This window comes from Nitrobacter winogradskyi Nb-255 (assembly GCF_000012725.1).
Classification (GTDB): Bacteria; Pseudomonadota; Alphaproteobacteria; order Rhizobiales; family Xanthobacteraceae; genus Nitrobacter; species Nitrobacter winogradskyi.
Genome location: NC_007406.1, coordinates 155,425 through 174,841 on the forward strand (window position 1 = coordinate 155,425; position 19,417 = coordinate 174,841).

Sequence of the window (19,417 nt, forward strand, 5' to 3'; positions counted from 1 at the left end):
GTTATTCCGCGGTGTTGCCGCTGGCGAGCAGGTGGACCAGCGCGCGCTTGATCGCGGCCTGCCGCGTCGGAGCGGTGATCCGGGCGCCGAGCAGGTCGGTGACGTAGAACACGTCGCGCGCTCGCTCGCCGAATGTCGCGACGTGGGCGGAGGCGATGTTGAGATTGAGCTTCGAGATCGCCGTGGTGAGCTGGAACAGAAGCCCGGGACGATCCAGCCCTGAAACCTCGATCATGGTGTGGCGGTCCGACCATTGATTGTTGATGGTGACCTTGGGTTCGACAACAAACGGCCGCAGCCTCTTGCCGGCGGCGCGGCTCGGCATGACGTCGGGCAGGCGCAACCGGCCTTCGAGCACCTGCTCGATGATCTCGGCGATGCGCGCGGCGCGCCGGCCTTCGTCCTCGTCGCGCTCGTATTCGCGTGAGATCGCGATGGTATCGAGCGCCTGCCCGTCGGTGGTGGTGTAGATCTGGGCGTCGACGATGTTGGCGCCCGCCGACGCGCAGGCTCCGGCGATGATCGACAGCAGCCAGGGATGGTCGGCGGCAAGGATCGTCAGCTCGGTGACGCCGCGCGCCTCATCGAAGCCGACGTTGATGTTGAGCTTCCTGCCGCTTTGTTCGCTGGCGCGCAGAAAGCGCGCATGCCTGATCTTGTGCTCGAGATCGACCTTGAGCCAGTAAGCCGGGTAATGCCGGGCGATGTAGGCATTGAGCTCATGGCCGGACCATTCGGTGAAGGCGGCGCGGAACTCGGCCTCGGCCGCCGCCATGCGCTGCGCGCGGTTGACCTCGGAGAAGCCGCCGGTCAGAACGGGTTCCGTCTCGTAATAAAGAGTACGAAGCAGCTGCGCCTTCCAGCCGTTCCAGACGCCGGGACCGACTCCGCGGATATCGGCGGTCGTCAGGATGGTCAGGAGCTTCATCCGTTCGACCGACTGCACCACGGCCGCGAAGTTCTCGATGGTCTTGCGATCGGAGAGGTCGCGGGACTGAGCCACCTTGGACATCGTCAGATGCTGCTCGATCAGCCATGCGACCAGCTCGGTGTCGGCGGCGTTGAAGCCAAGGCGCGGGCATAACCGGCGGGCCACCCTGGCGCCCGCGATCGAATGGTCTTCTGGCCGGCCCTTCGCAACGTCGTGAAGCAGGGTGGCGATGTAAATGACGGGCCGGTGTTCGGGATTTATCGTGCGCATCAGTTCGCCGGCGAGAGCGACCTCGTCATTGTCGCCGCGCTCGATGTCCTGAAGGATGCCGATGCAACGGATCAGATGCTCGTCCACCGTGTAGTGATGGTACATGTTGAACTGCATCATCGAGACGATCTTGCCGAAGGCGCGGATGAACTCACCCAGTACTCCGGTCTCGTTCATCCGGCGCAGCACGGTCTCCGCGTCGTTCGAGGTCAGGATCTCGATGAACAGCCGGTTGGATTCGGGGTCCTCGCGAAGCTGCGCGTTGATCAGCCGTCGTGACCGCCTCACCATCCGCAGCGCGTCCGGATGGAAGGCCAGGTTATTTTTCTGCGCGAGGCGGAACAGGCGGATCAGGTTGACGGGGTCGCGCTTGAAGAGGTCGGGCGCGGCGAGATTGATGCGGTTGTTGTCGATGATGAAGTCATCGCTGTCCGGAACCCGGCGGACCTCCGCGCCAGGCGGCTTCGACATCGCGCGGCTGAGCACCGGCGCCGGCTTGGCCTGCTGATCCTCGAGCTTCGCGCACAAAATGGCGGTCAGGTCGCCGACATCCTTGGCGGTCAGGAAGTAGTGCTTCATGAAGCGTTCGACATCCTGCATGCCGGGATGAGACGTGTATCCGAGCCGCACCGCGATCTCGCGTTGCAAGTCGAATGACAGCCGCTCCTCGGCCCGCCCCGTCGCAAAGTGCAGGTTGCAACGCACCGACCACAGGAAATCGGCGCAACGGCGAAAGGTCCGATACTCGCGCACATCGAAGACATTGCGCCGGAGCAGTTCGTGGCTTTCACGCACCCGGTAGACATACTTCGCGATCCAGAACAGCGTATGCAGGTCGCGCAGTCCGCCCTTGCCGTCCTTGACGTTGGGTTCGACCAGATAGCGCGACTGGCCGGCGCGGTGATGGCGCTCCTCCCGCTCTGCAAGTTTGGCGGCGACGAATTCCGCCGCCGTTCCCTGCACCACTTCGGTGTCGAAGCGGCTGATCAGTTCATCGTAAAGCGCACGGTCGCCGGTGAGGAAGCGGGCTTCCAGAATCCCGGTGCGGACCGTCATGTCGCGCCGCGCTTGCCGGATCGATTCATTGACCGAGCGCGTCGCGTGACCGACGTTCAGGCCCATGTCCCACAGGCAATACAGGATGGCCTCGGCGACCTGTTCGCCCCACGCGGTCTGCTTGTAGGGCAGGATGAACAGCAGATCGATATCCGACTCCGGCGCCATCAGTCCGCGTCCGTAGCCACCGGTCGCCACCACGGCCATTCGTTCGCCATCGGACGGGATGGGGGAGTGATAGAGATGACGGGTCGCGGCCGAAAACGACAGGCGGATGATTTCGTCCTGGACGAAGCAAAGCCATTCGGCGCAGTGCCGCCCGTGACGGTCGCGCAGAAGCTTCGCCTGCGCCGCATCGCGCACCTTGGCGAGTTCGGCCTTCAACAGCCTGGAGACGGCGGACCGGAAAACGTCCTCGTGCCCGGCGTGCTTTTCGGCCAGCGCGTCGATGTCGCCGATGATCCGGACGGTATCGAAACCGGCGCCGGCCGCCGTCGCGTCTTTTGTCGTGGGGAGGACCATCGCTTATCCGGATAGCGGAGGCCGTGCGCGCTGTCACCGCAGTTTGTGAGCGGCATGTGACGGATCCATGCTTCACGTCACCGGTTTTGAGCAATGACGTGCCCCGACAGGCGTTGTCCAGAATATCATCCATCGTTGAGGGATGCAGTCAAACATTTGACGTGAAATGCTTTTTTCCTTCCAACCATCCGTTGGTATATGCTTTGAATAAGGTCGATCCGGATATTTCGAGTGTTGCAGCACAGCGCCAGCAAGCACGCAGAATCCGGTTTCGAGGGGTTTCGATCCCGCGTCTCCGACCCCAGATAAAGCGGCATGACCTCACAAACATCCGACCCCGCCGCTTTGCGCGAACCTTCCGTGCGCGCGCCGTCATCCGTTCCGGTCGATGACGCCGTGATTCCGTTCGAGGTGGGCGCGCTGGACCTGCGCGGACGACTGACCCGGCTCGGGCCGGCGCTCGACGAACTGCTGGCCCGGCACGACTATCCCGCGCCGGTCGCCAAGCTGCTCGGCGAGGCGATCGTGCTGACGACGCTGCTTGGCTCCTCGCTCAAGTTCGAGGGCCGGTTCATCCTGCAGACCCAGACCGACGGGCCGGTGTCGTTCCTGATCGTGGACTTTCGCGCGCCGGCCCGGCTGCGGGCCTATGCCCGGTTCGACGAGGCCCGGCTCGGCGATGCTTCCGACGCCGGCGCGCTACTGGGCCGCGGCCATCTTGCGATGACCATCGATCAAGGTCCGGACATGAGCCGCTATCAGGGGCTTGTGGCGCTGGAGGGCGGCAGCCTCGAAGACGCGGCGCATGAATATTTCCTGCGCTCGGAACAGATTCCGACGCGGGTGCGGCTCGCGGTTGGCGAGGAATGGCGCAGGGACGGGAGCGGTCCGAAGCGTGGCTGGCGTGGCGGCGGCATGCTGCTGCAATTCCTGCCCAAGGCGCCGGAGCGCGCCCGCCAGGCCGATCTCCCTCCCGGAGATGCCCCCGATGGCGAAGCCGTGCATACCGTGGCCGATGATGATGCCTGGGTCGAGGGTCAATCGCTGATCGGCACCGTCGAGGATCTCGAACTGATCGATCCCGACCTGTCCGGTGAACGCCTGCTTTATCGCCTGTTCCATGAGCGCGGCGTGATGGTGTTTTCGTCGCAGGCGCTGCATGCGCGGTGTTCATGCTCGCGCGACGCCGTGGAGGCGATGCTGAAGAGTTTTGCGCTGGAAGACCGCTCGGGCATGGTGCAGGATGGCAAGGTCGCCGTGACCTGCGAGTTCTGCAATTCAGTGTACGAGTTCACGCCGCGGGAAGCCGGCGTGGAGTAGGCGCGACCGGGACGCGACCCAGGGCCTTTTCGCTTCTGATGGCATCAGAAGCGAAAGCGATCCGGAACGTAGCCGAAACGCGGTTCCACTCGGCGCCGGCCCGGCCTTTTGGTCAGGCTGCTGCTCAGTTCAGCACGCGCTTGCTGTCGGGGCTGTCGAGCGAGAACGTCGGAACGTCTATTTCGAAGGGTTCGCCGCTTCGGATCGAGATCATCTGGTAGCGTCCGCTCATGAATCCGGTTGCGGTCGGTAGCGGAACGCCGCTCGTGTATTCGAAACGCTCCCCCGGCGCCAGCACCGGCTGCTCGCCGACCACGCCCTCGCCGCGGACTTCCTGCTTTCGCCCGGAGGCGTCGGTGATGATCCAGTGCCGGGTGCGCAACTGCACGGTATCGGGGCCGGCATTGGTGATAACCACCGTATACGACCAGAAAAAATGGCCTCGCTCGGCGGACGATCTCTCCGGCATGAAATTCGGTTCGACGGTAACTTCGATATGGCGGGTAACGGCTCGGTACATCGCAAACTCTCTAGAGCCTTTCGCTTCTGATGGAATCAGAAGCGAGGCTCTCAGATCTTGATTAAACACGTTTTCTTCACGCGAACCGGTGTCCACTTCGCTCGAAAACGCTATAGTATCGGGGCGATCATAGCCAAAACTGGCGCATGAGCCAGCCCCACTTCGACCGTGATCGTGCGCCAGCCCGGTTCCGCACGAAGATCGCGGCGACAATATTGCCTTTTTGTCACTGCTATAGCGTTTTCGCGGAGCGGGTGATCGGTTCGCGTGAAGAAAACGCGTTAAATCAAGGTTATAGGGCCTCGCTTCTGATTCCATCAGAAGCGAAAAGGCTCTAGCGTGAAGCTGCTCTCCCGTAAATCCATCTCGATCGCGCAGGTGATCGAGATGTCGTATCGAAACCAACCCTATGCCGCCAGTTATCGATCAGGTTGTCGGAGTTCGCACCAAAGCGAGCCCCGCAAGCGTCAAGCGCGATGCGCCGGTCGTTCTGATTCCGACTCCGCCGCGCGAGCGCGAGTTGCGGCTCGATCTGTTGCGTGGGTTCGCCTTATGGCTGATCTTCATCGATCATCTGCCGCAGAACCTCCTGACCTGGCTCACCATCCGCAATTACGGCTTCAGTGACGCCACCGAAATTTTCATCTTCATCTCGGGCTATACCGCCGCCCTCGTTTACGGACGCGCCATGCGCGAGCGCGGGTTTATCGTCGCCGCAGCGCGCATTCTCAGGCGCGTCTGGCAAATTTACGTCGCACACATCGTTCTGTTCACGATTTTCCTTGCCGAGATTTCCTACGTCGCGAGCAGTTCCGAGAACCCGCTTTACACCGAGGAGATGGGCATCCTCGATTTTCTCAAACAGCCCGACGTCACCATCGTGCAGGCGCTGCTCCTGAAGTTCCGGCCGGTCAACATGGACGTGCTGCCGCTCTACGTCGCGCTGATGCTGTTCTTTCCTCTGGTGCTGCTGGTGATGCAGCGCAGCGCCGGGCTGGCCCTGGCGCTGTCGGCCGGCCTCTATGGGCTGACCTGGTGCTTCGGCCTGGCGCTGCCCGCCTATCCCAACGGGGTGTGGTTCTTCAATCCGTTCGCCTGGCAACTGCTGTTCGTGTTTGGCGCGTGGTGCGCGCTCGGCGGCGCGAAGCGCATGTCGCGCATTCTGTCCTCGCCGGCGACGCTTTCGATCTGCGCCGCCTACCTGCTGTTCGCCTTCTACACGACGCTGACCTGGCATGTGCCGCGGCTCAATCATTTCATGCCGCACATTGCTGAACAGTGGATGTATCCGATCGACAAGACCAACCTCGACGTGCTGCGCTTCATGCACTTCGTGGCGCTCGCCGCGCTGACCGTCCGGTTCCTGCCGAAGCATTGGCCGGGACTGGCCTCGCCGTGGTTGCGGCCGCTGATCCTGTGCGGCCAGCATTCGCTGCAGATCTTCTGCATCGGGGTCTTTCTGGCCTTCGCCGGGCAATTCATCCTCGCGGAGTACTCTGGCGGCGCCGTGGTTCACTTCCTGATCAGCGTTTGCGGAATCCTGATCATGTGCGCAGCCGCATGGGTGTTTTCATGGTACAAGGGGGTTGCCGGCAAGGGCGGAAGCCGCGCCAAATCCGCCGACGGCGACGCGGATCTTGCGGGAGGAGGAGCATGAGGACCGGCTTGGCGTCGGCCTTGATCGTGCTGGCCGCTTCATCGGCCGGCGTCTCCGGATGCTCTGATCAAACCAAGAACTGCGATGTACCTGCCTATCTGCTGACCAGCGACAGTACGCTGTCCCGCGTCGCATCAGTCGTCAAAGCAGGCGGCCCGCTCAACATCCTGGTGGTGGGCAGCCGTTCCTCGACGATTTCCGGAGCCGAGGGTGAGGCTTATCCGGTGAAATTGCAGGCCGCGCTTCGCGAGAAACTGCCGGGCATCCCCGTTAACGTGTCCGTGGAACTGACCCCGCGCAAGACCGCCGGTGATGTCGCTCCCGGTCTCGGCAAGCTCGTGGCGGCGACACGGTCAACCCTGGTGGTTTGGCAGACCGGCATCGTCGACGCCATCCGGTCCGTTGACATCGACGAGTTTCGCGAGGCCATCGATGAGGGCGTGACCGTGCTGCGGAACGCCGGGGCGGACGTCGTGCTGATGAACATGCAGTACAGTCCACGCACGGAAACCATGGTCTCGATGAACGCCTACATCGACAACATGCGCCTGGTCGCGCAGCAGCGCGACGTTCCGGTGTTCGATCGCTTTACGATCATGACCCAGTGGAACGAGCGCGGTGAGTTCGATCTGTTCAGCCCGGTGCATGGAGCAAGCCTTGCCAAGCGCGTTCACAGTTGTCTCGGCCGCGCCTTGTCGACCTTCTTGATCAACACCGCCCGCATCAACTCCGCCGAACCGGAGGCTCGACGCCAATGATGGTCAACAGCCGCATCTTCAGAACCGCCGGCCCGGTGGCGCTGGCGCTCATGCTGGCGGGCGCGGCGGCCTCGCGCGCGGTAGCGCAAACAGCGCCGGCCAACGCCGCGGCGTTGCCGGGGAGCAGCGCGGAACTGTCCGCGTCCCCGTCACTCGGCGCTGCGACTGCCGGCACCGGTATGCCGGCGCCGGGCCTGTCCGGAACGGTCGCCGACAAGACAGCGGCAATGGCTGCCTCAGTTCGCGACATCTTCGACCGCGTCCCCTGTCTGCCGCCGAAGGGCATATCGCAGTCGACCGGGGCGCTGCCTCATGTGGCGGCCAAGCTCGCCGCCCACAAGGCGGTTGTCATCGTCGCCTTTGGTTCGTCATCGACGCAAGGTCACGGCGCGACGTCGCCCGAATTCAATTATCCGAACCGGCTGGCGGCCCAGTTGCACCGCAAATATCCGGCCGCGGCCATCACGGTGCTCAATCGCGGCAAGGGCGGCGAGGACGCGCCCGAAATGATAAAGCGGCTGCGGACGGAAGTGATCGATGCCAAGCCGGACATGGTGATCTGGCAGGTCGGAACCAACGCCGTGCTACGCGATCTCGATCCCGCGAGCACGGTGAAGACCGTCGAAGACGGCGTCGCGACCATTCAGGCCTCCGGGGCCGATCTGGTCCTGGTCGATCCGCAATACGCGCCGGCCGTGAACGCCAGGGGCGAGACCGCCGACAGGATGATCCGTCTGCTGAACAAGGTGGCGCACCACCGCCATGTCGGGATTTTCCCTCGCTTTGAGGTCATGCGCGACTGGCACGACCGGCAGTCGCTGCCGTTCGACACCTTCGTGACCAAGGATGGTCTTCACATGAACGACTGGGGCTATGCCTGTTTCGCCCAGTTGCTCGGCGATGACATCATCAGGTCGGTGGATCAGGTTCAGGCGGGCGTCAGGCTACAGCCGGCCGCGACGGTCAATCGGCCGTTGTGAGATTGTTCCTCTCCCGCAAGGGGAGGGACAATGCATCACGCCTTTTCCAGCGCGGTGACGAGATCCTCGATCAGGTCGTCCTTGTGTTCGAGACCGACCGAATAGCGGATGAAGCTTTCGCCGATGCCAAGCCCGGCGCGGATCTCCGGGGCGAGCCGCTGATGGGTGGTGGTGGCCGGATGGGTGACGAGACTTTTGGCGTCGCCGAGGTTGTTGGAGATGCGCGCGATCTTCAGTGCGTTGAGACAGCGGAACGCCGCCGCCTTGCCGCCCTTGACCTCGAATCCGATCAGCGTCGATCCGGCGCGCATCTGCTTCTTCACCAGCGCCGCCTGCGGATGGTCCGGCCGGCCGGGATAGACGAGGCGGGACACCTTCGGGTGCGACGCCAGCACCTCCGCAATCGCCGCGGCGCTATCGGTCTGCTGGCGTACGCGCACGCCCAGCGTCTCCAATCCCTTCAGCAGGATCCAGGCGTTGAACGGCGAGATCGACGGACCGGTCTGGCGTATGAAGGTCTGGAGGTGCTCCTGGACGAAAGCGTTCGACGACAGGATGACGCCGCCGAGCGTCCGCCCCTGGCCGTCGATGTGCTTGGTGGCCGAATACACCACGACGTCGGCGCCGAGCGCCAGCGGGCTTTGCCAGATCGGGGTCGCGAACACGTTGTCGACGATCAGCCGCGCGCCGGCCTGATGCGCGATTTCGGCGATGCCGCCGATGTCGAGCACGTCGAGCGTCGGATTGGTCGGGCTTTCGATGAAGCAGGTTTTTGTGTTCGGACGCATGGCCTTGCGCCATTGATCCAGATCAAGGCCGTCGACCAGCGTGGACTCGATGCCGTAGCGCGGCAGCAGATCTTCGACCACATAGCGGCAGGAGCCGAACAAGGCCTTCGCCGCCACCACATGATCGCCGGCCTTCAGCGGCGCGAGTATCGCGGTGGTCACCGCGGCCATGCCGGTCGCGAGCGCGCGCGCGGTTTCCGCGCCTTCGAGCGCGGCCATGCGCTGCTCGAACATCGCGACGGTGGGGTTGGAGTAGCGCGAATAGATGAAACCGGGATCGTCGCCCTTGAACCGCGCCTCGCATTGTTCGGCGGTGTCGTAGACGTAGCCTTGAGTGAGGAAAAGGGCTTCCGAGGTCTCGGCGAACTGCGAGCGCAGCGTGCCGGAATGAACCAGCCGGGTCTCAGGATGATAGCGGGGTGCGGACTTGGTTTCGGACATATGATCTCCTGCATGACCGCCGTGGAAAGCGGTCACAAAAAAACCGGCCTGGAAAAATTCCACAAGCCGGGATCACATTGTCCCCGGCCTGTTTAGCGACTTGTTTAACGTGGCTGCAAGCCGGCCGGCTCAAATCACCACGGGAGACGTATGCCTAGTCCGGCGTCTCTCGCCCGTCAAGCCGATCGATTGACATTCGCGTTGCGCCTGTCGGGATTACCGGTAAAAGTGCCTGTCCTCGGGTCGATATCGCTCACCCCGCAAGGACGACATCGTGTCATTCACGCTTCCGCGCGACGCCAACGGCATCCTGCCCGACCGCATGATCGCGGCGATGGCGGATGCGGGGCTGATCCTCCCCGAATACCCGTTCGTCGAGAGTCAGATCCAGCCGGCAAGCCTTGATCTGCGGCTCGGCGCGACCGCCTATCGCGTGCGCGCCAGTTTTCTGCCGGGGCCGGACGCGACCGTCGCTGAACGCATCGACGAACTGAAGCTGCACGAAATCGACCTTTCCGACGGCGCGGTGCTGGAGACCAACTGCGTTTACATCGTGCCGTTGCTGGAGAGCCTGGCCCTTCCGCCCGAGATCGTCGCCGCCGCCAATCCAAAAAGCTCGACAGGCCGTCTCGACGTGTTCACACGCGTCATCGCCGACGGCACCCGGAGTTTCGACATGATCGGCGCCGGCTATCATGGCCCGCTCTATGCCGAGATCAGTCCCAAGACGTTTCCGGTGTTGCTGCGCGAGGGCTCGCGGCTGTCGCAGGTCCGCTTCCGCTCGGGCGACGCCGTTCTCGACGCCGACGAACTCGACGCCCTGCATGCGAGCGAGCGGCTCGTCGATAGCGACGACACCGATTTCGTCAACGGCGTGGCGCTTAGCGTCGATCTCTCGGGCGCGCAGGCCCACGGCTTTGTCGGCTATCGCGCCAAGCGCCATACCGGCGTCATCGACATCGATCGCCGCGGCGGCTATGCGGTTGGCGAGTTCTGGGAGCCGATCGCGGCGCGTCCGGACGCCAGCCTGATCCTCGATCCCGGCGAGTTCTATATCCTCGCCTCGAAGGAAGCGGTGCAGGTGCCTCCGGACTATGCCGCGGAAATGGTGCCGTTCGATCCTCTGGTCGGCGAATTCCGTGTGCATTATGCGGGCTTCTTCGATCCCGGCTTCGGCTATGCCGGCGCCGGTGGGGAGGGGTCGCGCGCGGTGCTGGAAGTGCGCTCGCGCGAGGTGCCGTTCATTCTCGAGCATGGCCAGATCGTCGGCCGCCTGGTCTATGAGAAGATGCTGGCGCGGCCCGACGCGATGTACGGCCAGCGCATCGGCTCCAACTACCAGGCCCAGGGCCTCAAGCTGTCGAAGCATTTTCGGCTGTAGGATCGTCAAGGTCTGCTGTTGATTCCGTCAGAGACGGAAGACTCCAGGTTTTTTGACGCGTTTTCTTCACGCGAACCAATTCCATCCTCGGGTCAAGCCCGAGGACATGCTTCGCTTGAAAACGCTATAGCCTCATCTTTTGATCGAGCATGATCTTGTTCGAAAACCGGCTTCCACTTTTCGGGATCATGCTCTAGCATGAGCGAAATCGATGGGGATGGAGTCCCCCGATAACCGCCGCAAGGCTGATGACTCCTACCGGGCGCTTTCGCGTCGGTAGGAGCTGTTTCCTCCCCGCTGCGCCCGAGAAAGGGCGCTGATGATCAAGTCTCTGAATCCGCTGCAAGTCTGCCTGAGGGGAGACGATGATGGCTGGCGCACGGCCGGACAACCACGGGCGGAGCAAAAGCTTTGAAGTGGACATTCATCCTGGCCGTCGCGGCCGGCGGGGCGCTGGGATCGGTGGCCCGCTATCTCGTCGGCATCGGCTTCGGCAAATGGCTGGGCCCGAAGTTTCCATGGGGGACGCTGTTCATCAATGTCACGGGATCGCTTCTGATCGGAATATTCGCGGGCCTGTTCGCCGTCCGGTGGAGTTTGCCTCAAGCCGCGCGCATCTTCCTTGTTGTCGGAATCTGCGGTGGCTACACCACGTTCTCCACTTTCTCGCTGGATACGTTCTATCTGATCGAGCGCGGCGAAATGGCGTCGGCCGCCGCCTACATGATCGGTTCCGTCGTGTTATCCGTCGGCGCGCTGATCGCGGGTATCCAGATCGTGCGGGTGATTTAGAGCATTTTCCGGCGAAGCGGATGACCTGTTCGCCGTAAGAAAATGCGACCAGACAACCATTTCTAGAGCATGATCCCGGCCAGAAGGGCCGCGCCAGCGCAAAGGGGGGACCGGTTTTCGGACAGGATCATGCTCAAACAGACAAATAAGCGATGAGTGTGATTCAACGCAGTTGATCCAGACGCTAGATTGCTTCACCGCTTCCTGAGGCGCTTCGTCCGCTCGACCATCTTGGCGGCGCGGCCGCCTTCGGCTACATCAGGGACGGCAAGCCGATAGGCGGGCGTAGTTCAATGGTAGAACGGCAGCTTCCCAAGCTGCATACGAGGGTTCGATTCCCTTCGCCCGCTCCAGCACCGCCGCTTGCGGCAAAGAAATGCTCGGCGCGGCATCGGCGGCATCGAGTCCCGGTCTGAAACCGCTGGTCCGACGTCGAGCGGACCCATCCACGATCTGGCGGATAGCCAGCCTCGAGTCCTTACACCGCTTCCTGGAAACGGTGACAGAATCTATCTTTTATGTTTTGACGCGTTTTCTCCGCGCGAACCGGATTCCATCCCGCTCGAAACGCTGCCGTCGCGACAAACCGGTTTTCGCTTTCTGAAAGTGCAGCCTGAAAGTGCAGCGTGGCGGCAACACTGGATTTGAATCTGATTCGAGAGAGCGCGACGGTCTGGACAAAACGTCGATCCCGCCGGAGGCTGCGGGCTGTGGCGTCGCATAAGGTCTTACATACTGGAATCGATCATGTTCATGATTCTGGATCGATTCGATACAAGATCGTCGTGATCTAGCGGGTTCGAAGAATTGATATCGGGGCAGATGACGAGGATCGTGACCGGATTGCTCGCAGCCGTGTTCGTGTTGGGGCACGTTGCCGCGAGTGAAGCCGTGGTCCGGATCGGTGAGGATCGGGGCGGCCGGATCGGAACCTATATCGATAAATTCGAGGCCGTTCGCAGTTCCGGCCAGTCCGTCATCATCGACGGTCTGTGCGCATCGGCCTGCACCATCGTTCTGGGGACGGTCCCGCACGACAGGATTTGCGTGACATCCCACGCGGCTCTCGGGTTTCATGCCGCCTGGGATCTCGGATCGAACGGCCGCACCGTAATCAACTCCGAAGCGACCCATATGCTGTATTCGATGTACCCCTCCGCGGTGCAGCGCTGGATCAAGCAGCGCGGCGGCCTGACAAAGCGCATGATCTTCCTGCGGGGCCGCCAACTCGCTGACATGTACCGTCCGTGCTATCTTGACGCACAGGCCTCTTCGGCGCGCTGACTGCATATCGCCATTCATCACACGCCAAATCATCACAACGTGATCGCGCCGGGTTGCGCTTGCCTTAAGGGCGGGACTGGCCTTATCTGAACCCACCCTGCTGGCGGCGCTGTGGCGCACGACGGAACCGCTGTGGTCTTCGCGACACGCTTCCGGTCTCGTCGCTTGCCTGCATGACGCTTTTTTTAAGCAAAGTGGATGACCTGCTGGCGTGGAGAAACGCGTCAAACAACAATCCGGAGTTTCGTCTCTGATTCAATCAGAAGCGAAAATGCTCCAGGCCCGTTCCGCACGTTCCGATTGGTTGCTGCAAGAACGTGCGGCCTTCGGAAGGGCGACACCGAGGATACCCGATGTCAAATAGATTCGTCCGTCCGCTGATCCTGGTTGCGGCCTTCGCCGGCAGCCTTGTCGTCGGTCTCACGGTGGTGATGTGGCTACTCGGCGGGCTCGCCAGCAAACCCACGGCGGCGTCGATCGGTGGCCCATTCCAACTGACCGACCAGACGGGCCAGACCGTCACCGAAAAGGATATGGTCGGCCGTCCGACGATCGTCTTCTTCGGCTATACTCATTGCCCCGACGTCTGCCCGACCTCGCTGTTCGAGATGTCGGAGGTGTTGCGGGCGATGGGTCCGGACGCCGACCGCGTCAATGCCTATTTCATCACCGTTGATCCGGAACGCGACACCCAGGAAACGATGAAAAGCTATCTTTCCAGCTTCGATCCGCGTCTGAAAGGCTTGACCGGCGATCCGGCCGCCGTCGAAAAAGCCCTGTCCGGATTTCGGGTCTACGCAAAGAAGATCCCGCTGAAGGACGGCGGCTATTCGATGGATCATACGGCGCTGATCTATCTGATGGATCGCGACGGCCGCTTCGTCTCGTCGTTCGATCTCAAACGCTCGGCTGAAGCCGCCGCCGCCGATCTCAGGCGTTATCTGTAGCGCTGCCGCCGGCGTGCGGCCATGTGGTGGGAAGCTGTCCCCTGAGAGGTGGCGGCTGACCTGATTTGCGGGGAAAGGCCATGCTCGGTCTTTTCCCACCTGTACGGCTCGCTCAGCAGTTGATACAGCGCGCGCCAGGCCGCGATCGAAAGACAAGCCCAATAAATAGGCGTCAACGCCAGGATCCACCCCTGCCTCAATTGCCCGCGCCGGGCGAGGCCCATCAGTCCCACAACGATCGTGGAAACGAACCCGGCGGCGATCGTGGTCAGATGCAGCGGCGTGACCGCGCCCGCGGCAAATCCACCGCCGGCGCCTTCCAGCGAGCGCAACGCCATATCGATCATCAGGATCGGAAAGGTCAAAGCGGTCAACACGTTGCCGCCGATGATGGCGTTCAGCGTCAAGAATCCCTTCGCGCCCGCGTCCTTCCATAACTGTCGGGGCCGGCGCATATGCACGCTCCAGGTCTGCATCCAGCCCTTCATCCAGCGCGAGCGCTGGCGCAGCCATCCGCCGAAACGCGCGGGCGCCTCCTCGAACGTCGTCGACGCGAAGGTGGTCGATCGATAGCCGAAGCGCGCCAGCCGAAAGCCGAGGTCGGCATCTTCGGTGACGTTGTAGGCATCCCAGCCGCCCACCTCGCGAAGGACCGCTGTGCGGAAGTGCGGTATTAGGTAGCAAACTCACCAAGCAACGGATGGCGGTTTTCCTGTGTGAGTCACACAATGCGGGATGTCAGACACCATCCGCCTTGCCCGAACCGACACCTACGAACACACCATTTCCGGCTTGCTGAAAAAGCGCGCCGATCTATTCAACGAAGCCGAGCGTATCCGCGACCGGATGGCCGAGATTAAGAACGACATTGGCGCGCTGGATCGGGTGCTAGGAACGCTTGGCTATACCGGCGATCTGAATGCGGAAATGCCGCGCCAGAAACGGCAGGTCCTGTTCGGACGGGGCGAGCTAACGCGGGCGATTTTGGATGAATTGAGAGACGCGCCGCGACCGCTTGGAAGCCGCGAGATAGCTCAGGCTATCGTGGCTTTGAACGGTCAGGATGCGCGAGACAGACGTGCGCTAACTGACGTAACCAAAAGAGTCTCAAAGGCCCTCAGAGGTCTGACAGAACAAGGGGCCCTCACTCACAAAACTGGTGAGGGGCGGCAGCGGCTTTGGGAGATTAGACGATAGCTTACTTAAGGGCGTCGCCCTTTGCTGAAATTAGCTCAAAGATTGTGATTAGACTATCGATCTTATGCTTGTCAGATGGCGGAATCGCCAATGTGTATTCGTCCAACTTTCTTTTGATTTCTAGGTTGGTGTCTTGGATGTAGGGCTCAATCGCCTCAACCTCAGACGCGCTGATGATATCTAACAGCCTCAGCGTCAGATCCTTCTTGGGAGGCGTACTGGGATTGAAGTCTTTTTCAAGAATGGCGAACGCATAAGTTAGAGCGAAAATCTCATTGCAGCGCGCTTCCGCTAACGTTTCTGCGTTGGCGTGGTTAATTGGGATAAAGGGCTGAATGCGGGCGATCGTAGTTGCTTGTAGAGCAGCAATTTTAGGTTTCTCGGTGTGATGCCCAGAATTAATACGCCACTTTTTATAGGCCTTGTTGAGGAGAAAATATGATTCAACAGCAAGGCGAACTCTGCCCTCGTGCAGAATTAGTTTTTCGTCAGGCAGGATACCGCGTTCAATCAGTTCTTGCGCAACATTGAGCAAAAATTCTACGCGCTCAGAAATTTTGGTTTCTGAGAAGTCAGGCTCGCTCAATTGTAAGGCCCCCGTTCCTTGAGGGTTAGGTATGTTGAGTCCTTAGATTTTGGACTGCAACAGCGTGTCTAACCCCGAAAACAGGCTCGTTTTGACCTTTTCGAAGCTAACGCGCAACTCTTGCGCGGTCACAGGACTATTGTCGTTATGCTCTTTGCGGGAATCGAGCAAATCGACCGCCGGGCCTGAAATGGGGATGTGTCTGATTGGAAGGCCAAGGCCTTGTTTGACCGGCATAGGTATTCTCCTGAATCGCACGCGACCGCTCCGGTGGAGCAGATGCCCTCATCGGCGATTCGAGATCGCATTATATGAGGGATTTTGGCAACACTCAATCAAAAAGGCTTGACAGCTACCAAGAATCTGCTTAGGGGCGCTTGTCCCAAGCGGATTCGAAGTGGTTCAAGCGTTAACTCACGACCGAGTCAAGAGTTTCGTTGCCAATAACCTTTCCACTGACGCGATACCGGATGTTGCAAAGCGGCGTCCGCCACCATCAGATATTGTTCGCCGTTGCTGATACGGCGATTGTTTTCGCGCCAAGCCATTTCACCAGCATAGGCTGATAGATAGTCGCCAGCGATACGATGATGAACGCCGATTTCGGCGCGGCGCATCCGAGAGAAAAACGACTCCGCTTGATTGGTGCAAGCATCGCCGTCCGAATAACTTTCGCTGTGATTGATCCGCTTGGTCAGGAAGCGCGCATGTAGCGCGTCCCAATGCGTCGCTTCATCCGCGTGAATGACGCTGCCGGGTGCAACGGTTTGGGCGATCTTCACAAGCGAAGCATCTTCGCTCTTAAAAACGAAAGGCAGCGTGCGCCCGCCTCGCTCACGCATGATGACAACCACGCGTCGCTTGCCGTTCTGATTGATGATGCGGCGGCGGTCGCGGCGGTTACCTTTGTGGTTTGCAGGCTTCACGTAGCCGCCGAAGTATGCGCCATCCACTTCGACCTCGCCAGAGGCGATTGCGCCATGAGCTTCCGAAGCCAACGCCTCGCGGATTTTGTGAGCCATCACGAAAGCAGTCTTATACTGGCAATCGAGATCGCGGCTCAGTTGAAGCGCGCTATGGCCTTTTGCGCCGTTGACGAAGATCGCAATAGCCAAGAGATAGTCGCGCACCGGGAGCTTACGACTTGCGAAGATCGTGTCCGACGTAACTGAGAACTGATGCGAGCAAGCCTTGCACTTGAATAGGCGGCGGGTCGTGTAGGTGTAGACGGCAGCACATTCGCAACGCGGACAAACCGGCGCACCATCGGTCGCGGCCCAACGGATCAGCCGGAACGCATCATAAGCCTCGTCGTCAGAAAGGCGCGCGACCTTCGCCAGACTGAGCGTCCGCGCCTTTGCTGAGAGGAGGAAGTGTTGCGACATGAGACCAACGTTTTCCGTTGACCTCATTGATAAGTAATGAAAGTGATGGCGTCAACGAAAATCTATGACCTTGACGGAAATAGTTAGGGTCACTAGATTCCGGCAATGACCCCGGAACAGTGTCGAGCCGCCCGAGCATGGCTAAATTGGCCTCAAGACGCGCTTGCAAAAGCCGCGAACGTCGGCGTCTCAACCGTAAGAGACTTTGAGGCGGGGCGGCGGGAGCCAACCCGAAACAATCTAACGGCAATGAAAGCTGCTTTGGAAACCGGTGGTATTTCATTTGTAGAGACTGAAAAAGAGCAAGGCCTTGTAGTAGCCCGTCAGGTGTGATTCTATAAGAAAGTTAAGGGTGGCTCCTTTTGGAGGGGAGCCAGTAGACGATAGGCCAATCCTTTTGGAAGGGATTGACTCGCAGCCCTTGTGGAAGGGGCTACTTGGTGGAGATAGCGGGACTTGCACCCGCCGGGGCCCGAGCTGGACAACTCGCCCTTGCACTATGCACCCCCAAGCTCTTTGAACCGGGGCCGAAAGGCTCCGGTTTTCATTTAAAAGCCTCCTCGATATCCCGTTGGAACGGCTGATCGACGTAGTCGATAAGCTTCTTTTCAAGCGTCCATACGATGCCATCCCGATTGATTTTCCCGTCTGCTTTCAGGCGTGAAAGCTGCGGGCTTAGGCTGGTTCTCGGATATTCCGTCCCGAACTTGAGATTAATGGCAGCCAAGATTTCTAGCGCAGTCATCCCGGAGCCCTTGGCTCTTAGAACCTCGACAACGGCGTCTTTGATTGTCTTTTCAGGAATCGTGCGGCGTGATCGGCGGCCTTCGTCCGCTTGCTGAGTTACGGTATTAGCCGGACGCATGGGCGGCGGACCGGCTGCAAGTGCAGCACGACGAAGCTCTTCGCGCTCGTCGGCTATGGCGGCTAGTTGCTGCCGGAGCGGAGCTTCTAGCTCGTCCAATTCTTTATGACGCCGGGTGATAAATTCTCGCAAGGTCTCCATAGCTGAGTCTTGTAGTCTGGAACTGGACTGAAATCAACCCCAACCAAGCCGTGGCCCACATTTGTTCCTAGAATCTTTGGTTAAGATTTAGTTAATAAGCCTTGTGGACTCGACATGTCAGTGTTGCTGATATAAATACCAAGGTGAGTTTGCTACCTAATACCGCGGAAGTGGTTCGACGATCCGCCGAGCGGCAGCGGCACGCCGAAAGACGCGAGGCCGGGAAGGAAGACGTCGAACTGTCCGGCATATTCGGCGGCGAACATCCGCGATAGCCAGCTGTCAGACTGATTCTCGATGCAAAGGCTGGCCTGCACGCAGGCGATATCGGCTCCTTGCGTGCGGAAGGCATCGAGCGCGGCGCGCAACTGGCCGGGCTCGGGACGATCTTCAGCATCGAACACGGCGGTGAAGCCGCCGCGCGCGAACGGCAGCGCACAGTTCAGCGCCTTCGGCTTGGTGCGTGGCCCTTCCGCCGGAGCGAGCAGGACCTGGACATGCGGCATCGGCCCAAGTCTCGCCAGAGCGGCGCGGGTTTCGAGATCGTCAAGCTCGATCACGATGATGACGTCGAGCTTTTCGCGCGGGTAGTCCAGGGCTTCGATCGCCTGTAACAGCGAGGCGACTGACGAGGCTTCGCGATAAAGCGCCGCAATCACCGTGTAAACTGGCAAACCGTGGTCGGGAAGGCGGGGCGGGCGCCGGACCGGACGCGGCGGCATCAGGCTGGCCGTCAGCCGCAAGCCGATAAATGCGAGAAACCACAGCGCCAGCGCGCTGCTCCAGATGTCCGTGGCGACAATTGCCGGCGTCAGCGTCATCATGGCGCTCAGGAGGGCGGTCTGAGCGAGACGCCGCATGGTGCGCAGTCCGCGATGAGCGCCGTCGTCTGCGGCGGGCGCGGCGGACAAAGCGGGAAATCGCCGGTGAAGCGCCTTGGCGGCGGACCGGCCGAGCACATCGCCAGCCTCCTGCCGCAGCAGAAACTGATGGAGGTTTCGCCGCGACGCCAGCAGGATCCGATCGCATAGGGATGGATAGGCTGCGACCATTCGGCAGAGCCGCCGCGCCGTAAAGCCGCGTGGCGCGACGATCCAGACCAGTTTTCCGCGCGAACGCAGCGGAAGCAGCCCGTGTTGCGCGGCGCTGGACAGGTAACGATCGGGCAGGGGGCAATCGGAGCGGGAAACCTCCGCGAAGGTCTCGATCGCCAGACCGGTCTGAAAGGAAAGCGCTTGCAGATAAGCTTCCTCGCCAATGACGCCCGACCGGATCAGCGCCTGATCCGCCCCGGTAGCCACCTCCCGGCCGCGCGCTTCGGCGGCCCTCAGCAGCGCCGGAGCAAGAATATGCCGCAGGCAGTCCAGTTCGATCGCGGGACCGGGTTCGGGGTCGTCCAGCCAGTTGTCGTTGCTGGAGGCGGGGATACCGTCGAAGCCGGGAGGACGCGGCGGTCCCCCAGGCGCAGCACGGCGTAATGCGTCGGCCCGCCCGCCATTCCCCACGCGATTCCGCCCCGCCAAGCCACGTCCCCACGCAAACGATACTCGCGTCCCGTTCCGGATGGTCTATAAACCCTCCGTTCGAAAAGCCCCT

General features: G+C 61.2%; 19 protein-coding genes, 1 tRNA gene and 2 riboswitches. Of the genes, 11 read left to right on the forward strand and 9 right to left on the reverse strand.

Features of this window, described 5'->3' with window-relative positions; genetic code table 11:
* Position 1 precedes the first annotated feature (1 nt).
* Positions 2-2,779, reverse strand: a complete 2,778-nt coding sequence (locus NWI_RS00700) for a [protein-PII] uridylyltransferase (RefSeq protein WP_011313470.1) — start codon at positions 2,777-2,779, stop codon at positions 2-4.
* A 315-nt stretch (positions 2,780-3,094) separates the two neighbouring features.
* Here NWI_RS00700 and NWI_RS00705 point away from each other — a divergent pair, with 315 nt between their 5' ends.
* The gene (locus NWI_RS00705) at positions 3,095-4,099 is read left to right on the forward strand and encodes an Hsp33 family molecular chaperone (protein WP_011313471.1); all 1,005 of its coding nucleotides are present in this window, start codon (positions 3,095-3,097) and stop codon (positions 4,097-4,099) included.
* A gap of 124 nt (positions 4,100-4,223) precedes the next feature.
* On the opposite strand, the gene apaG is transcribed toward NWI_RS00705, so the two are convergent.
* Positions 4,224-4,619 carry a Co2+/Mg2+ efflux protein ApaG gene (apaG, locus tag NWI_RS00710; protein ID WP_041344629.1) on the reverse strand — a complete coding sequence of 132 codons (396 nt, stop codon included), beginning with the start codon at positions 4,617-4,619 and terminating at the stop codon, positions 4,224-4,226.
* 409 nt (positions 4,620-5,028) lie between these two features.
* Between apaG and NWI_RS00715 the strand changes: the two genes are divergently transcribed.
* The 3 genes from NWI_RS00715 to NWI_RS00725 are packed head-to-tail and all read left to right on the forward strand — an operon-like array spanning position 5,029 to position 8,014.
* The gene (locus NWI_RS00715; RefSeq protein ID WP_011313473.1) at positions 5,029-6,276 is read left to right on the forward strand and encodes an OpgC family protein; all 1,248 of its coding nucleotides are present in this window, start codon (positions 5,029-5,031) and stop codon (positions 6,274-6,276) included.
* Positions 6,273-7,034, forward strand: a complete 762-nt coding sequence (locus NWI_RS00720) for an SGNH/GDSL hydrolase family protein (RefSeq protein ID WP_011313474.1) — start codon at positions 6,273-6,275, stop codon at positions 7,032-7,034. Before NWI_RS00715 ends, NWI_RS00720 begins: the two co-directional genes overlap by 4 nt.
* Entirely contained in the window at positions 7,031-8,014 is a 984-nt protein-coding gene (locus tag NWI_RS00725) for an SGNH/GDSL hydrolase family protein (RefSeq protein ID WP_011313475.1), read from the forward strand. The genes NWI_RS00720 and NWI_RS00725 overlap by 4 nt, the downstream gene beginning before the upstream one ends.
* Before the next feature lie 35 nt (positions 8,015-8,049).
* Here NWI_RS00725 and NWI_RS00730 read toward each other — a convergent pair whose 3' ends face one another.
* Positions 8,050-9,243, reverse strand: coding sequence for an O-succinylhomoserine sulfhydrylase (locus NWI_RS00730; protein ID WP_011313476.1), 1,194 nt, complete (start codon positions 9,241-9,243; stop codon positions 8,050-8,052).
* Between the two features lie 71 nt (positions 9,244-9,314).
* Positions 9,315-9,394: riboswitch (SAM riboswitch) on the reverse strand.
* 123 nt (positions 9,395-9,517) lie between these two features.
* Between NWI_RS00730 and NWI_RS00735 the strand changes: the two genes are divergently transcribed.
* The 5 genes from NWI_RS00735 (at position 9,518) to NWI_RS00755 (ending at position 13,647) form a co-directional block, all read left to right on the forward strand.
* Complete coding sequence (locus NWI_RS00735; protein ID WP_011313477.1) at positions 9,518-10,624, forward strand: 2'-deoxycytidine 5'-triphosphate deaminase; 1,107 nt, start codon at positions 9,518-9,520, stop codon at positions 10,622-10,624.
* Positions 10,625-10,828: 204 nt separating this feature from the next.
* Positions 10,829-10,889, forward strand: a riboswitch (Fluoride riboswitch).
* Positions 10,890-11,035: 146 nt separating this feature from the next.
* Positions 11,036-11,416, forward strand: coding sequence for a fluoride efflux transporter CrcB (gene crcB, locus NWI_RS00740; protein WP_011313478.1), 381 nt, complete (start codon positions 11,036-11,038; stop codon positions 11,414-11,416).
* Positions 11,417-11,695: 279 nt separating this feature from the next.
* Positions 11,696-11,769: transfer RNA gene (locus tag NWI_RS00745), tRNA-Gly, on the forward strand.
* A 469-nt stretch (positions 11,770-12,238) separates the two neighbouring features.
* Positions 12,239-12,700, forward strand: coding sequence for a hypothetical protein (locus NWI_RS00750; RefSeq protein WP_041344631.1), 462 nt, complete (start codon positions 12,239-12,241; stop codon positions 12,698-12,700).
* Positions 12,701-13,053: 353 nt separating this feature from the next.
* Positions 13,054-13,647 carry an SCO family protein gene (locus NWI_RS00755; protein ID WP_011313481.1) on the forward strand — a complete coding sequence of 198 codons (594 nt, stop codon included), beginning with the start codon at positions 13,054-13,056 and terminating at the stop codon, positions 13,645-13,647.
* Here the strand turns inward: NWI_RS00755 and NWI_RS00760 are convergent.
* Positions 13,638-14,288 (reverse strand): glycosyltransferase family 2 protein, encoded by a 651-nt coding sequence (locus tag NWI_RS00760; RefSeq protein ID WP_011313482.1) that lies wholly within the window; start codon positions 14,286-14,288, stop codon positions 13,638-13,640. The two genes, NWI_RS00755 and NWI_RS00760, sit on opposite strands and share 10 nt — an antisense overlap.
* 94 nt (positions 14,289-14,382) lie before the next feature.
* On the opposite strand from NWI_RS00760, the gene NWI_RS00765 reads away from it, so the two are divergent.
* Positions 14,383-14,844 carry a hypothetical protein gene (locus NWI_RS00765; protein ID WP_011313483.1) on the forward strand — a complete coding sequence of 154 codons (462 nt, stop codon included), beginning with the start codon at positions 14,383-14,385 and terminating at the stop codon, positions 14,842-14,844.
* A gap of 1 nt (position 14,845) precedes the next feature.
* Here NWI_RS00765 and NWI_RS00770 read toward each other — a convergent pair whose 3' ends face one another.
* The 3 genes from NWI_RS00770 to NWI_RS00780 form a co-directional block, all read right to left on the reverse strand.
* Positions 14,846-15,430, reverse strand: a complete 585-nt coding sequence (locus tag NWI_RS00770) for a hypothetical protein (protein ID WP_041344632.1) — start codon at positions 15,428-15,430, stop codon at positions 14,846-14,848.
* 42 nt (positions 15,431-15,472) lie between these two features.
* The gene (locus tag NWI_RS00775) at positions 15,473-15,667 is read right to left on the reverse strand and encodes a hypothetical protein (protein WP_041344633.1); all 195 of its coding nucleotides are present in this window, start codon (positions 15,665-15,667) and stop codon (positions 15,473-15,475) included.
* A 188-nt stretch (positions 15,668-15,855) separates the two neighbouring features.
* Positions 15,856-16,842: an IS1595-like element ISNwi4 family transposase gene (locus NWI_RS00780; RefSeq protein ID WP_011313484.1), complete on the reverse strand. Its 987-nt coding sequence runs from the start codon at positions 16,840-16,842 to the stop codon at positions 15,856-15,858.
* Positions 16,843-16,920: 78 nt separating this feature from the next.
* Between NWI_RS00780 and NWI_RS16565 the strand changes: the two genes are divergently transcribed.
* Complete coding sequence (locus tag NWI_RS16565; protein ID WP_081431691.1) at positions 16,921-17,148, forward strand: helix-turn-helix domain-containing protein; 228 nt, start codon at positions 16,921-16,923, stop codon at positions 17,146-17,148.
* Positions 17,149-17,359: 211 nt separating this feature from the next.
* On the opposite strand, the gene NWI_RS00785 is transcribed toward NWI_RS16565, so the two are convergent.
* On the reverse strand, positions 17,360-17,821 hold the full coding sequence (locus NWI_RS00785; protein ID WP_011313485.1) for a hypothetical protein: 462 nt from the start codon (positions 17,819-17,821) through the stop codon (positions 17,360-17,362).
* A gap of 152 nt (positions 17,822-17,973) precedes the next feature.
* Positions 17,974-19,326, reverse strand: coding sequence for a glycosyltransferase (locus NWI_RS00790; RefSeq protein ID WP_011313486.1), 1,353 nt, complete (start codon positions 19,324-19,326; stop codon positions 17,974-17,976).
* Between the last annotated feature and the right edge of the window lie 91 nt (positions 19,327-19,417).